A 14,108-nucleotide genomic window follows, 5' to 3' on the forward strand; every position below is an offset into this window, starting at 1 on the left:
GGTTGCAGACACCGGCTTATTCATCGTCGTATGCTTTTTCATGGACTCACCCTCACTGTCGGTGGCTTCTTAGACCGCCACCGTGGCGCCTCGACGCCTCGGTGAGGGTGAGTCCATCCAATTACAGGTCTCCGGGAGGCACAGCATGTCCCCGTAGGAGCGGACCTTGTCCGCGATAGTCGGAGGTCCCGGCGCGATTCGCGGATGAGATCCGCTCCTACGGGTTGCCTCGCGCCATGCCCCTTGTAGGAGCGCGCCCTGCGCGCGAAATCGCGGGCAGGGCCCGCACAGGTTTCCCCGCGCCGAGGCGCTCCTACGAAAAACGGGTGCGCAGAAACACCGAAGCCACTCCGGGGAGTGGCTTCTGGCATCGCGCGGGCAGGCAGGTCAGTCGGCGACCTTCATCACCACCCGGCCGCCGCCGGGGCAGCTTTCCATGTAGTTGCTGGCCTCGCGGAACTTGGCGAAGTCGAAGACCTTGTCGATGCTCGGCTTGAGCAACTGGTCGGCGGTCATCTGGTTGATCGCCTGCAACGCCCGCTGCACCGCCTCGTCGTTGCGCGTCAGGCCGATTTCCGGCTGGCCGGTGAAGTCCAGCACGCAGTGGCGGTAGAACTGCAGGTGCTTCTTGAAGGCCGCGCAGGCCGGGAAGGTGGCGTCGTTGCCGCCGTTGATGCCGTAGAGGATCAGCTTGCCGCGCGGCGCGGCGACGTCGCCCAGCAGCTTCATCTGCGGGCCGGCGCACTGGTCCAGGACCACTTCCACGCCCTTGCCGTCGGTGAAGCGCTCGACTTCCAGCACCAGGTCCTGTTCCTCGGTGTAGATCACCTTGTCGGCGCCCAGGCTGCGGATGAAGTCGCGGGTGTTCTCGTGGCTGGTGGTGGCGATCACCTTGGCGCCCAGGGCCTTGGCCAGCTGGATCGACTGCGGCGCCAGGCAGTGCCCGGCCTCGGTGATCAGCACGTGCTGGCCCGGCTGCAGCCCGGCCAGCTCGACCAGGGCGAAGTAGGCGTACAGCAGGCCGGTGTAATGCACCGCGGCCTCGATGGGGGTCAGGTTGTCCGGGTAGCGCGTCAGCGAGGTGCGCGGCATCACCACGTAATCGCCCCAGGCCGGGTACTGGTTCGGCGAGTCGGCCGGGAAGCTGGCCACGGCCATGCCGGGCGCAAGATCGGTGACGTTCGCGCCCACCGCCTCGACCACACCGGCCAGTTCGTAGCCGATCCCGGCGGGCAGCTGGGCCTGGTCGGGCGCCAGGTTCTGCCGCCAGAGCACGTCGCGCCAGCTCACGCCCAGCGCCTGGGTGCGGATCAGGACTTCATCCGGCCCCGGCCGTGGGGTCGGGACTTCCTCGAGTTTGAGTACCGAGGCATCACCGAACTGGTGGAATCGGATCATGCGGGACATCACATACCTCGCCTTTGATGCTTTATAGCCACGGACTCTATCCGGGCTTTCTTGTGCTTGCTACCCACCGCTATCGATAGTCGACATAAATGCCGATGATTCCGCAGGCATATCGATCGCGCAGGCCGGAGCGCCAGGCAACGCCCGAAAAATACGGCTGCGCAGTAGGGAAGGATAACGGCAATGAAGCGTCTTGCTAAGGAAGAATGCGGAAAATGATCAAGGACTTATCCGTCAGACCTTGACGCCAGACGCGCCGCGCTTCACTTTTCCCCCATCGTCAGGGAGCCCCCATGAACCGCAACGACCTCCGCAAGGTTGACCTCAACCTGTTGATCGTCTTCGAAACGCTGATGCACGAGCGCAGCGTGACCCGCGCCGCCGAGAAGCTGTTCCTCGGCCAGCCGGCGATCAGCGCGGCCCTGGCGCGCCTGCGCAACCTGTTCGACGACCCGCTGTTCGTCCGCACCGGCCGCAGCATGGAGCCCACCGCGCGGGCCCAGGAGATCTTCGGCCACCTGTCGCCAGCGCTGGACTCCATTTCCACCGCGCTGAGCCGCGCCGCCGACTTCGACCCGGCCACCAGCAAGTCGGTGTTCCGCATCGGCCTGTCCGACGACGTCGAGTTCGGCCTGCTGCCGGCGCTGCTGCGCCGGTTGCGCTCCGAGGCGCCGGGCATAGTCCTGGTGGTGCGCCGCGCCAACTACCTGCTGATGCCGCAGTTGCTGGCCTCCGGCGAGATTTCCGCGGGCGTCAGCTACACCGACGAGCTGCCGGCCAATGCCAAGCGCAAGACCCTGCGCCGCAGCAAGTGGAAGGTGCTGCGCGCCGACTCGGTGCCCGGCCCGCTGAGCCTGGACGACTACTGCACCCGGCCCCACGCCATGGTGTCCTACGCCGGCGACCTGGAAGGCTTCGTCGACGAACAGCTGGCGACCCTCGAGCGCAAGCGCCAGGTGGTGCTGGCGGTGCCGCAGTTCAACGGCCTGGGGGCGCTGCTCGCCGGCACCGACCTGATCGCCACCGTCCCGGACTACGCGGCCCTGGCGCTGACCGCCGCCGGCGGCCTGCGCGCCGAGGACCCACCCTTCACCCCGCGCCCGGCGGAGCTGTCGCTGGTCTGGCGCGGCGCCCAGGACAACGACCCGGCCGAACGCTGGCTGCGCTCGCGCATCAGCATGTTCGTCGGCGATCCCGACAGCCTGGTCTGAAGTCCTACGACGCAGGATCGGTCCTGGGGGTTAGAATGACGACCGACATGTCATTCAGCCCGGGAACACGTCCATGCGCTACCCCGAAGACCACAAGGCCCAGACGCGCCAGCGCATCATCGACGAGGCCTCGCGGCGTTTCCGCAGCGAGGGTGTGGAAGCCACCGGTCTGCAGACGCTGATGAAGGCCCTGGGGCTGACCCACGGCGGCTTCTATGCGCACTTCAAGTCCAAGGAAGAGCTGGTGGAAATCGCCCTGCAGGCGGCCTCCGAGCAGCTCGCCGAAGTGGCCGGCAGGACTTTCGGCGGGCCGGACGCGCTGGCGAACTTCATCGACGACTACCTCTCCGAGCAGCACCGCGACCACCCCGAGCGCGGCTGCCCCTTCCCCACCCTGAGCGCCGAGCTGGGCGCCCGCGGCAAACCCAGCCCGACTACCGACCAGGCCCTTGTCCAGCGCCTGGAGCGCCTGGAGAAGGTTCTGCCCGAGGGCCATGATCCGGACCAGGCGGTGGCGACCCTGGCGACGCTGGTCGGTGCACTGCTGCTGTCGCGCAGTGTGGTGGATCCGGCATTGTCCGGGCGCATTCTGGAAAGCACCCGGCGTTACCTCAAGCGCGATATTGCGGGTGAACTGTAGGATCTCATCCGCGAATCGCGCCGATATGTCCGGCTATCGCGGACAAGGTCCGCTCCTACGGGGAAGCGCGGTATTCTCGGCCAGTGTAGGAGCGGGCCCTGCCCGCGATTTCGCGCGCAGGGCGCGCTCCTACAGGGGGATTCGCCGGCGATGTCGGCGCCTCGGGTTAACTCCGCTCCCTCTCCCCAACCCTCGCCCTTCAGGGAGAGGGTGTTCTCAAGCCCCGGCACCCGCAACCCCATGCAAAACACCGTTCGCGAGCAAGCTCGCTCCTACGAAAAGCCGCGCGCTCCGGAATGCCCCGGCCTCAATCCACCCGCACCCCATACCGCTCCGCCGGCAGACGCCCGGAGAGCAGCGGCGCCAGGTTCTGCCGGGCGCGGGTGTAGGCGTCGAAGTCCTGCATGTCGGGCAAGGCCGGGATGGTGATGACCTCGCCCTGGGCCAGGCCGGCCAGGGCGGCGTCGACCATGTGGCCGACTTCCATGAGGATGTCTTCCGGCACGTCGGTGCCCGAGCGGTCCCAGATTTCCGTGCGGGTGGCGCCCGGCAGCACCGCCTGCACGCGCACGCCCAGGGGCGCCAGTTCCTGCTGCATGGAGATGCTCAGGTTGAGCAGGAAGGCCTTGGTGCCGCTGTACACGCCGTTGAACTGTTCCGGCGCCAGGGCCAGGATCGAGGTGAGGTTGACGATGGTGCCCCGCCCCTTCGCGGCGAAGGCCTTGGCCGCGCAGCCGGCCAGGCGCGCCGAGGCCAGCACGTTGAGGGTGATCATCTGCTCCAGTTGGTCCAGCCCCGCCTCCACCATGCTGCCCTTGACCGCCATCCCGGCATTGTTCACCAGCATGTCGATGTCGGCGTCCGTGGCCAGGCGGGCTTCCACCCGGGCGCGCTCCTTCGGCTCGGTCAGGTCCGCCGGCAGGATGTCGACGTCCACCCCGTACTCGGCCTGCAGGCAGGCGGCCAGGGCCATCAGGCGCTCGCGGTCGCGGGCCACCAGCAGCAGGTCGTGGCCCCGCGACGCCAGGCGCTGGGCGTAGGCCGCGCCTATGCCGGCGGAGGCGCCGGTCACCAGCGCGCGGCCGTTCTTGTTCTTGCTCATTGCTTCACCCCGGGCCCTCGTGGCCCCCATCGTTCGAAACCTGGCGTCCGCACCGGGTGCGGAACCGCCGCCACCCCGGATGCTAGGGATATGCCCCGGCGGGTCAATCGACCGAAAAGGTGACGGCAGTTGGAGCGACAAGGCCGCGCAGCCCCGTCCCGCGGGCCCTGCGGCGATTAGATTGCCCATTCTAGAGCGCCGGGCGGATGCTGGCCGCGACCGTCGCCAGACAAGAACAAGCCGGGACGATCCGAACCCACGCTGCCTGTTCTGCGCTCGGGAGCCATTCCCGACGGGAGGTCTCATGCGATTACGTTGCTTTTTCCTGGGCTGCCGCTGGAGCGAGGGCGTGCCCACCCGCGTGGGCGAGGTGCTGATGCTTCATCAGCGCTGCAGCCATTGCGGCGCACAACGCTACCTGAGCGCGGAGGAAGCGGAGCCGGAAGTCGTCGACCCCGGCGCCTGAAAAAAGCCCGACCGGGCGCCGCCAGCAGGCGGCGCCCGGCGTTTTCAGCGGATGAAGGCCTGGCTGGTGGTGATCGCCATGTCGCCGCCGGGCAGCTTCAGGTCGCCGATGCGCTCCAGGCTGTCGGCGTCGAAGATCGCCACGTCGTTCAGGGTGCCGGTCAGGTACAGCTTGGTGCCGGCCTTGTTGGCGCTCAGGCAGTAGTAGGAGTGGTCGAGGTTGGCCGCCTTCTCCACCTTCTGCGCCTTGATGTCGTACTTGACCAGGCGGTTGAGCACGCCGTAGATCACGTTGCGGTCCTTCGGCGAGCGGATGCCGCTGAAGTACACCTCGGTGACCGGGCCGAAGTCCACGGTCTCGGTCTTGCCGGTGGCCAGGTCGATGTTGAAGAAGCCGTACAGGTAGTCGGCGGTGGCCGGGTCCTGCTTGGCGTCCTTGAACTTAGCGGTGGTGTACAGCAGCGAGAAGTCGCGCGGGTAGGTCTGCTGGTTCCACACGTAGAGCACGTCCGGCGGCGAGTAGTTCGGGCGCTTCCAGTTGCGGCTGGGGATCAGCACGTCGAACTTGCCGGTCTTCACGTCCACCTTGTAGATGTCCGGGCCGGCCACGTACAGGGTGCCGTCGTCGCCGGTCTGCATGATGGTCAACTGGCGCGGCGCCGGGAAGGTGCGGATCGGCTTGGCGTCCATGCCGCCGTCGGCGGCGTAGACCTGCAGGCGCGGCTGCTGCACCTCGTAGTGCTCGGCGAGGATCAGCGTCGGGTTGGCGATGGCGTAGACCTCCTTGCCGTCGTGGCTGACGGTCATGGAGAACATCGAGCGCGCGTTCTCGCCCGGCTTCTGCGCGATGGTGGCGTGGAACACCGGCTTGCAGTCGTCCAGCTGCAGGCCGTAGATGTCCGCGTAGTGATTGCTCAGCACGTAGGCGATCTTGCGGTCGGGCGACAGCTGGATCATGCCCGGGCCATAGGCGCCGGGAATGGTGCAGGTCTTGTAGAGCTTGTCGGTCTGCATGTCGATGACGTGCAGGTTGTTCGGGTAGTTGGTGGACACCAGGTACTCGTGGCCACTTTCCAGGGCCTTGTCCTCGTTGGCGGCGGCTGCGGCGTGCAGCGCGCAGGCCAGCGAGAGGCCACCGAGGACGGCGGCGAATGCTTTTCTGGACATGCAGTGCTTCCTCTTGTTCTTCTGTCCGCTCATTTGTCGTCCGGGAATACGGTGCCGAGGTTGCGCCAGTTCTCCGCGGAGGCCTGCGCGTCCTTGTTCCAGTCGGGGTAGGTGCTCATCATGTCCGGCACCTGGGCCGGCCACCAGCAGGGGTCGGAGCAGCCGTAGAGGTCGGCCTCCATCGGCTGGCACAGCGAGGAAACCCCGCCGAACACGTCGATCTCCCAGCCCGGGTCGGTGGTGGAGGCGCAGCCGGCGACCGAGTTCATCGCCACCACGTCCTCGATGCGGTCCTCGGCGGCGGCCTGCTCCAGCTGCTGCGCCTTGTTGTTGATCGCTTTGAGATGTTTCATGTCAGTGCGCCTTCCGCGGAGTGATGTGGCGGTCGATGAAGCTGGGGTTCGAAGCCATGATCCGGCTGTAGACCTCGATGCCGAAGTCCACCCAGTCCCTCATCAGTTCGCAGTAGTGGTAGGTGGGGTGCGCCGGGTCGCCGTAGCGCGCGTAGCTCTCGTGGTAGCAGCCGCCGGAACACAGGTTGCGGATGCGGCAGCTGGCGCAGCCGGTGTCGGTGCGGTCCAGGCGCTGGGAGAGGAACTCGTTCAGCTCGGCCTGCTTCACCCCGTTATGCACGTTGCCGAAGGTCGGCAGCGACGAGCCGGTGAAGCGGTGGCACAGGTTCAGCTCGCCCTTGTGGTCCACCGCCAGCATCTTCAGCCCGGCGCCGCACGGCAGGGCCTTCTTCTGCCCCTCGTGGATGTCGGTGATCAGCTGGTGCAGGTTGGAGAAGCCGATGTTGCGCCCCTCCAGCGCCTCCGCCAGGTAGCGGCGGCCCAGGGCCTTCATGTTGGCGAACACCTGCTGCAACTCGTCGGTGGTGAGGTTGTAGCTGCTGATGTCGCCGGAGGTCACCGGGGCGAAGCCGACCTCGGCGAAGCCCATCTCGTTGAACAGGTGGTTCCAGATGGTCTCGACGTCGGTGACGCCGGTGGTCAGGGTCACCCGCGCGCCCACCGGGCGGCTGGTGTAGCGCGACAGCAGCATGTCGGCCTTGCGCCGCACTACGTCGTAGGTGCCCTGCCCGCCCACGGTGATGCGGTTGCGGTCGTGCACCGTCTTCGGCCCGTCGATGCTGACGGAAAGCCCGAAGCGGTGGGCGTTGAGCCAGTCGACGATCTCCTCGGTGAGCAGCGTGGCGTTGGTGGTCATGACGAAATCCACCTGCTTGCCCAGCTCGCCGAAGCGGCGCTCGCAGTAGGCCACCATGTGCTCGATCAGCGGGCGGTTGGACAGCGGCTCGCCGCCGAAGAACACCACGGTGTAGCGTTTCTCGTCGGGCGACTCCTTGAGCAGCATCTCCACCGAGGCCTCGGCGGTTTCCGCGCCCATCTTCTTGCCGGCCGAGGGCTTGTCCAGGTCTTCCTTGTAGCAGTAGGTGCAGCTGAGGTTGCAGCCGGTGTTGACGTTCAGCACCACGGTGTTGAGCGCCGTGCGGTCAACTTTCTTGATGCCAATTTCAGGGGTGAGCGGCGAGCCGTCGCTGACCAGCTCCAGCGCGATCAGCTCGCGCAGGGTCTCGTCGATCTCGTCGGCCTCGAAGCGCCCGGCCAGGCGCTGCGTCAGCTCGTCCGGCGAGCAGGCGTGCCCGCGCAGGGCATCGATGATCCCGCCGGTCAGCTCGTCGCTGGCGAACAGCGAGGAGCTGGGGATGTGGAACAACAGGCGGTCGGCGTCCACCCGCACTTCGTGCAGGTTGCGTTCGACCAGATTCAAGATGGCGCCCATGGCGACCTCCCGGAACTTGCTTGGTACGCCCCGCCCGCGGGCGGGGGTTCATGCGTTCAGTTCATCCGAACCCGGCTCTACGGGATCGGCGGGTTGTTCCAGCGCTGCACGGTGACGATCATGTGGCCTTCGCCCTGGTGCGTCTTGCCGGCGTCGTCCACGGCGGCGATCACCTTCAGGTTGCCGGCGTTGTTGGTCATCATCTTGCGCTCGGGGTTGGGGCCGGCGTCGCCGGGGGTGAAGATGCCGGTATCGGCGTCCATCACACCGGCGAACTTGACGTCCTGGTCTTCCTTGGCGCGGTCGTCGAAGGGCTCCACCGACCACTTGGCCGGGAACACGCCGATGCGGAACGGCTTGCCGTCGGCGCCCTTGCCCCAGGCCTCGGCGTCGAAGCTGCCCTGCACCTTGGGCGTGGAACCGCCGTTGCCGCCGATGCGCGAGACCGAGAACTCCGGCACCACCTTGACCTCGGCTATGTCCTGGTAGACCGCCAGGCTGCCGCCCTTGGCACTGCCGACGCTGACTTCACGCTCGCCCGCTGCGGCCGAGGCATCGGCCTTGACCTTCACGGTCACGCGCTCGGGGGTTTCCGACACCACGGAGACCACCTCCACGCCCTTGCCGAACGACGGCTTGCCCTTCAGGCCGCTGCCGATGACGCTCACCTCGGCCTCGCTGCCGGCCTTGAGGAACGCCGGCTGCACGCCCAGCACGTGGCTGGTGCCCTTCTGCGCGGCGACGAAGTCCAGCCCGCGCTCGTCATGGGCCTTGTCGAACATGCGGCCCTGCATCTGGCCCTTCAGCGCAGCGAACACCTGGCGCAGGGTCACGTCGCCGACCTTCACGTTGCCGCGCCACTCGTAGCCGTTGTACAGCACCGCGCTGCCCTCGCCGTCGAACGGCGTGCCGTCGGCGTATTGGCCCTTGACGCTGACCTTGAACTGGTCGTCCGCGCCGCCGGAAACGCTCATAGTGCCGGCCACGTCGCCCTTGCCCGGCATGTGCCCGGCGAAGCTCCACTCGCCGGCCAGGGACTCGGCCTTGGGCCGGTTCTTCTGCCAGTCGCTCCAGGCCTTGCTGTCCAGCGGGTAGCGCTTGGCCAGCTCGGGGACCATCTCCTTCTTCGCCAGGTCGAACCAGTCGCGGTCGCGGGACAGCGCCTGGTACTCCAGCGACGGCCAGCGGCCCAGGTGGAAGTTCACCAGCTTCTCCCACTCCGCCGCCGGACGGCGCTGCAGGGCGATGCGCGCGGCCGAGTGGCAGCGGGCGCACATCTGCTCGAAGTTGCTATCGAAGTGCTCGACGGTGTTCAGCCGGCGCTCCAGGGCGTAGCGCACGCCGTCGGTCTCGCTGGGCGCCAGGCCCTGCTTGTCGGCGAGGAACTTGACCACCGCGCGGCGATCCTCATCGCTGATCTTCAGGCCGTACATCACCTGCATCCGCGCGATGCTCATCAGCCAGCCCTCCGGCGTCTTGCGCTGGTGGCTGATGCGGCTCAGGGAATTGTTGCCCTCAGGGGTGTGGCACGCCATGCACTTGGCGTTGATGATGGTCTGGCCATCGGCGGCATGGGCCGGTTGCTGTAGCGCCATGGCCAGCGTGGCCAGGGCTCCGGCGCCCAGGTAGTGCCGAAGTCGTGTCATCTTCAAGATCAGGCCTCCTCGGTGTTTCTTGTTGAAATTGTTCTGTGCCCACCGCTGGGCGAACAGCTGGTTCCGTCTAGCTCTCCAGCTGTTTAGCAGGTTGTGTGCCACTACCCTGGAAGCCCCGTCGAATCAGGCTTTCGACGGCTTTCCGGGCCACCCTGCGACAAGTTGGCGCGTCTAATTTCGCGATTGCTGTCTAACTCTGAGACAGGCCATCGAGGCGCGCCTGGGATGCAGTATGGACGCGCTTGCGCGATACGCCCGCGCCGGGCAGCAGCAAGGCGCCGAGCAGCATGCAGGCCAGCCCCAGCCAGACGAAGGACAGCAGCGGGTAGCTGCGAATCACCACCAGGCTCTCGATGGCCTCGCCCTTCTGCCCCATCAGCCTCGGCGAGGCCGGCACCCACACCTGCAGGTCGCCCAGCCAGCCGCGGATGATGAAGGGGTGCAGCACGTAGCCGCGGTCCGAGGCGAAGCGCGCGTAGTGGTAGTCGAGGATCTCGCACAGCTGGCGCACCGGGCCCTGGTAGGCCGGCGGGTTGCCGCGGCTGTCCTGGAACAGCGCATGGCCTTCCAGTTGGCGGCCGCCCTCGCGCAGCTCCACCCGCGCCACCGAGTGGTAGCCGGCGCGGTCCGGCCGGGTGCTGTCGGGCAGCACCCGCAACTGCATGCCGTTGGCCAGCGCCTGCCACTGCTCGAAAGAGGCGCCGGGCGGGATGGTCACCTGCAGGTAGGTGTTCAGCGCCGTGGCCGCCAGCCCGCCGACCAGGGCGACCACCGCGCCGCCATGGATCAGCGCCACACCGCCGCTGTAGCGCAGGTTGCCCAGGCGCCGGCTGCGCCACAGGGCTAGCACGCACCAGAAGGCGCAGGACGCCAGCAGGAAGGCCCCGCCCAGCAGCGCCGCATCCAGCCAGGGCAGCACCACCACGATGTTCTGCGAAAGCATGCCCTGGCCGCTGTAGCCGGCGCTCAGCCAGCCGCCGTGCCAACCCACCAGCAGCATGGCCACGGCCATCGCCAGGCTCGCCAGCAACGCCAGCTTCGGCCAGCCGCTGCGGCGCAGGAAGCTGTAGCCGCCGACCAGGCCGAGCAGGCCCAGCAGCGGCAGCAGCCAGCGCACCAGGCCGTAGCCGTCCACGTCCCACTGGTCGAAGGCGCGGCGCAGGCCGTTCATCTCGTCGGTGGTGGCCCAGGCGGTAAGCGTCTCGAAGAACGGCTTGAGGTCGCTCGGCCGCTCCAGCCCCAGCCATTCATAGAGGTGCGCTTGCAGTAGCGCGCCCAGGGCCAGCAATGCGCTGCCGGCGAACAGGTAGATGGCCAGGTCCATGGTCCAGTCCGAGCGCGTCTTGCGCCCCGCCGTGCGCCGCGCCCGCAGCGTCGCCCAGCCGGCCAGGACCAGCAGCACCGCCGCCAGGCCCAGGTGGGCCAGCCAGGAGGTGGTGCCTATGTAGCGGTGCGAGCTGGCCAGCACCGTGCTGCGGGTAACGGCCAGGGCGCCACAAGCCATGGCCGCCGCCAGCAGGCTGAGCAGCGGCAGCAGGCGCCGGTTGGCCCCGTCCGGGCGCCACCGCCGCGCGCCGTGCAGCACCGCGCCGAGCAGCGCCCAGACCACGAAGGCCGAGGTCTGCACCGGGTCCCAGTGCCACAGCTGGCCGAAGGTGAAATCCTCCATGGCCCAGGCCATGCCCGCGCCGATGCCGGCGCTGAGCACCAGCCAGGCGCGCCGGCCGTAGCGCAGGGCCACGGCGGCGTAGGCCTCGCCACCGCCGCCCAGGGCATCCAGCGCCGCCCCGGCCGGCGCCAGGGCCCAGGCGTAGGCGGCCAGCACCAGGGGCGCGTGGAAGGCCATCCAGAAGGTCTGCAGGTGGGCGTTCATACCCTGGCTGGGCTGCGCCGCCAGCCAGTCCGCCGGCGTCGCGGAGAAGGGTCCGAGCCAGGCCGCGGTAGCCACATACCAGGCGGCCACCAGCGCCATGCCGCGCCCGGCCCAGCCGACCCGGCGCGCCTGGCCGGCAGCGATGCCCGTGCAGAAGGTCGCCAGCAGCAGCACGGTGCCCTCGTCGCCGCCCCAGAGGTTGGCCATCTTCAGGTAGCCGGGCAGCCCGGCGCTGCTGTAGAGCCAGGCGTAGCGCAGCTGGAAATGGTCGGCCAGCAGGTGCAGGGCCAGCGCCAGGCAGGCGCCGCACAGCGCCCCCAGGGCCAGCGGCCAGGCCGGGGAACGCCACCGGGGCCGCGCGGCGCCGAGGACGATGAGCACGGCGGCGATCCACAGCCAGGCATTGCCCAGCAACGGCAGGAACCAGAGCAGCAGGCAGGTGGCGACAAAGGCGCCAAACCCGGGCAACACGGGCAACGGAGTGAACGTCCTCTTCAAATCGGGCCTCCTTGGAATGTCTCCCGCTTGTGTCCGCGGGATTGCGCATCCGGGCCTCTACATATTGTGTGCCAGCGCCGAAAACACCTTGCGCGACAGAGGCTTGGCGCAAAGCCGGGGGCGGCGCGGCGTTGCAATTCGCGACAGCCATTGCAGCCTGAGACAGCTCCCTTAGTTCTAGCCGATCCGCCGCGGCTGGATATCTGGAAGATGGCGTTTATGCTTCTAGATGGCCCGCACGCCTTGCCGGGCCAGCCTGAAGCCTGTCTGCAGTCTCGCTTCGACTATCCGTGTTCCGCTGCATCAACCCCATGGCCCGAGTGCGGCAACGGTGGTTAAGGACTCCGGCCCATCACAAGAACAAGACGGAGAAGAACATGGCGCAGACCTACAGCCCGACCGCGGGCAACACACCCCACAACGGCATCACCCGGGAGGAGCGCAAGGTCATCTTCGCCTCCTCCCTGGGCACCGTCTTCGAGTGGTACGACTTCTACCTCTACGGCTCGCTAGCGGCGATCATCGCCAAGCACTTCTTCGCCGGGGTCAACGAGACCACCGCCTTCATCTTCGCCCTGCTCGCCTTCGCCGCCGGCTTCGCGGTGCGCCCCTTCGGCGCCATCGTGTTCGGCCGCCTGGGCGATTTAGTGGGACGCAAGTACACCTTCCTCATCACCATCGTCATCATGGGCATCTCCACCGCCGTGGTGGGCATGCTGCCCAGCTACGCCAGCATAGGCGTGGCGGCGCCGATCATCCTCATCAGCCTGCGCCTGCTGCAGGGCCTGGCGCTGGGCGGCGAGTACGGCGGCGCGGCGACCTACGTGGCCGAGCACGCGCCCAAGGGCAAGCGCGGCTTCTTCACCTCGTGGATCCAGACCACCGCCACCCTCGGCCTGTTCCTCTCGCTGCTGGTGATCATGGCCTGCCGCACCGGCCTGGGTAACGAGGCCTTCGAGGACTGGGGCTGGCGGATCCCCTTCCTGCTCTCCATCCTGCTGCTGGCCATCTCGGTGTACATCCGCCTGCAACTCTCCGAGTCGCCGGTGTTCAAGCGCATGAAGGAAGAAGGCAAGGCCTCCAAGGCGCCGCTGACCGAATCCTTCGCCCGCTGGGACAACCTCAAGGTGGTGATCATGGCGCTGCTCGGCGGCACCGCCGGCCAGGCCGTGGTCTGGTACACCGGGCAGTTCTACGCGCTGTTCTTCCTGCTGCAGACGCTGAAGATAGACGCGCAGACCGCCAACCTGCTGATCGCCGGCTCCCTGCTGCTGGGCACGCCCTTCTTCGTGTTCTTCGGCAGCCTGTCCGACCGCATCGGGCGCAAGAAGATCGTCATGGCCGGCTGCATCCTCGCGGCCCTGACCTACTTCCCGATCTTCAAGGGCCTGACCGAGTTCGGTAACCCCGAGGTGTTCGCCGCCCAGGAGAAGAACCCGGTCACCGTGGTCGCCGACCCGTCCGCCTGCGCCTTCCAGTTCGACCCGGTGGGCAAGGCCAGATTCACCAGCTCCTGCGACCAGGCCAAGAGCCTGCTGGCGAAGAAGGCCATCCCCTACGAGAACGTCAAGGCCGAAACCGGCGCCGTGGCCCAGGTGCACATTGGCGACAAGGTCATCGCCAGCTTCGAGGGCGGCAGCCTGCCCGCGGCGGACTTCAAGGCGCAGTCCGAAGCCTTCACCGCGCAGATGAGCGCCGCGCTCAAGGACGCCGGCTACCCCGAGAAGGCCGACCCGGCCAAGACCAACCACCTGGCGGTGCTGTTGCTGCTGACCGTGCTGGTGATCTACGTGACCATGGTCTACGGGCCCATCGCCGCCTGGCTGGTGGAACTCTTCCCAGCGCGCATCCGCTACACCTCCATGTCGCTGCCCTACCACATCGGCAACGGCTGGTTCGGCGGCTTCCTGCCCACCGTGGCCTTCGCCATGGTGGCGGCCACTGGCGACATCTACTACGGCCTCTGGTACCCCATCGTCATCGCGGTGATGACGGCCATCCTCGGCACCTTCTTCCTCCCGGAAACCAAGGACCGCGAAATCCACCACGCCTGAGCCGCGCCCGCCTCGCGAAACAGCCCGCTCCGCGCGGGCTGTTTCGTTTGGGGTTGTTGCATATTCCAGCGATGCTGACAGCCAATTCCAGTGATTGTGCTCACCCGCACGGGGCCCAGCCAGGGGCTATGCAGCTTGGGAGTTAACCGCCCCAAGGGTTCCTGATTGGCAGCTTTGCAGGGCAGATCACTGCAAATCGGACGCATCCTACATCGGTAACCGCGGAGCTATGGCTACCCTCGCAATCGACC

The 14,108-nt window shown here is 67.5% G+C and carries 11 protein-coding genes; 4 read left to right on the forward strand and 7 right to left on the reverse strand.

Annotated elements, in window-relative coordinates; genetic code table 11:
- Nucleotides 1-387: 387 nt before the first annotated feature.
- Nucleotides 388-1,407, reverse strand: a complete 1,020-nt coding sequence (locus tag QSJ95_RS25855; RefSeq protein WP_285646312.1) for a zinc-dependent alcohol dehydrogenase family protein — start codon at nucleotides 1,405-1,407, stop codon at nucleotides 388-390.
- 293 nt (nucleotides 1,408-1,700) lie between these two features.
- Here QSJ95_RS25855 and QSJ95_RS25860 point away from each other — a divergent pair, with 293 nt between their 5' ends.
- Entirely contained in the window at nucleotides 1,701-2,618 is a 918-nt protein-coding gene (locus QSJ95_RS25860; RefSeq protein ID WP_009620382.1) for a LysR family transcriptional regulator, read from the forward strand.
- A 73-nt stretch (nucleotides 2,619-2,691) separates the two neighbouring features.
- On the forward strand, nucleotides 2,692-3,258 hold the full coding sequence (locus QSJ95_RS25865) for a TetR/AcrR family transcriptional regulator (RefSeq protein WP_285646314.1): 567 nt from the start codon (nucleotides 2,692-2,694) through the stop codon (nucleotides 3,256-3,258).
- A gap of 307 nt (nucleotides 3,259-3,565) precedes the next feature.
- On the opposite strand, the gene QSJ95_RS25870 is transcribed toward QSJ95_RS25865, so the two are convergent.
- A complete protein-coding gene (locus QSJ95_RS25870) occupies nucleotides 3,566-4,360 on the reverse strand; it encodes an SDR family NAD(P)-dependent oxidoreductase (protein WP_285646316.1) in 795 nt (264 codons plus the stop codon).
- 304 nt (nucleotides 4,361-4,664) lie between these two features.
- On the opposite strand from QSJ95_RS25870, the gene QSJ95_RS25875 reads away from it, so the two are divergent.
- On the forward strand, nucleotides 4,665-4,826 hold the full coding sequence (locus QSJ95_RS25875) for a PSPA7_2676 family Cys-rich small protein (protein WP_009620367.1): 162 nt from the start codon (nucleotides 4,665-4,667) through the stop codon (nucleotides 4,824-4,826).
- 44 nt (nucleotides 4,827-4,870) lie between these two features.
- Here QSJ95_RS25875 and peaD read toward each other — a convergent pair whose 3' ends face one another.
- The 5 genes from peaD to ccsA all read right to left on the reverse strand — a co-directional run bounded on the left by peaD (nucleotide 4,871) and on the right by ccsA (nucleotide 11,803).
- Nucleotides 4,871-5,992, reverse strand: a complete 1,122-nt coding sequence (gene peaD / locus QSJ95_RS25880) for a quinohemoprotein amine dehydrogenase subunit beta (protein WP_043272641.1) — start codon at nucleotides 5,990-5,992, stop codon at nucleotides 4,871-4,873.
- A 29-nt stretch (nucleotides 5,993-6,021) separates the two neighbouring features.
- The gene (qhpC, locus tag QSJ95_RS25885; RefSeq protein WP_009620363.1) at nucleotides 6,022-6,345 is read right to left on the reverse strand and encodes a quinohemoprotein amine dehydrogenase subunit gamma; all 324 of its coding nucleotides are present in this window, start codon (nucleotides 6,343-6,345) and stop codon (nucleotides 6,022-6,024) included.
- 1 nt (nucleotide 6,346) lies between these two features.
- The gene (gene peaB / locus QSJ95_RS25890; protein ID WP_285646319.1) at nucleotides 6,347-7,777 is read right to left on the reverse strand and encodes a quinohemoprotein amine dehydrogenase maturation protein; all 1,431 of its coding nucleotides are present in this window, start codon (nucleotides 7,775-7,777) and stop codon (nucleotides 6,347-6,349) included.
- Nucleotides 7,778-7,854: 77 nt separating this feature from the next.
- Entirely contained in the window at nucleotides 7,855-9,372 is a 1,518-nt protein-coding gene (gene peaA / locus QSJ95_RS25895) for a quinohemoprotein amine dehydrogenase subunit alpha (protein ID WP_371263885.1), read from the reverse strand.
- Nucleotides 9,373-9,622: 250 nt separating this feature from the next.
- Complete coding sequence (gene ccsA / locus QSJ95_RS25900) at nucleotides 9,623-11,803, reverse strand: cytochrome c biogenesis protein CcsA (protein ID WP_285646321.1); 2,181 nt, start codon at nucleotides 11,801-11,803, stop codon at nucleotides 9,623-9,625.
- A 377-nt stretch (nucleotides 11,804-12,180) separates the two neighbouring features.
- On the opposite strand from ccsA, the gene QSJ95_RS25905 reads away from it, so the two are divergent.
- Nucleotides 12,181-13,857, forward strand: coding sequence for an MFS transporter (locus QSJ95_RS25905; RefSeq protein WP_009620356.1), 1,677 nt, complete (start codon nucleotides 12,181-12,183; stop codon nucleotides 13,855-13,857).
- The last annotated feature ends 251 nt before the right edge of the window (nucleotides 13,858-14,108 follow it).

Source organism: Pseudomonas sp. NBRC 100443, assembly GCF_030268185.1.
Classification (GTDB): Bacteria; Pseudomonadota; Gammaproteobacteria; order Pseudomonadales; family Pseudomonadaceae; genus Pseudomonas; species Pseudomonas citronellolis.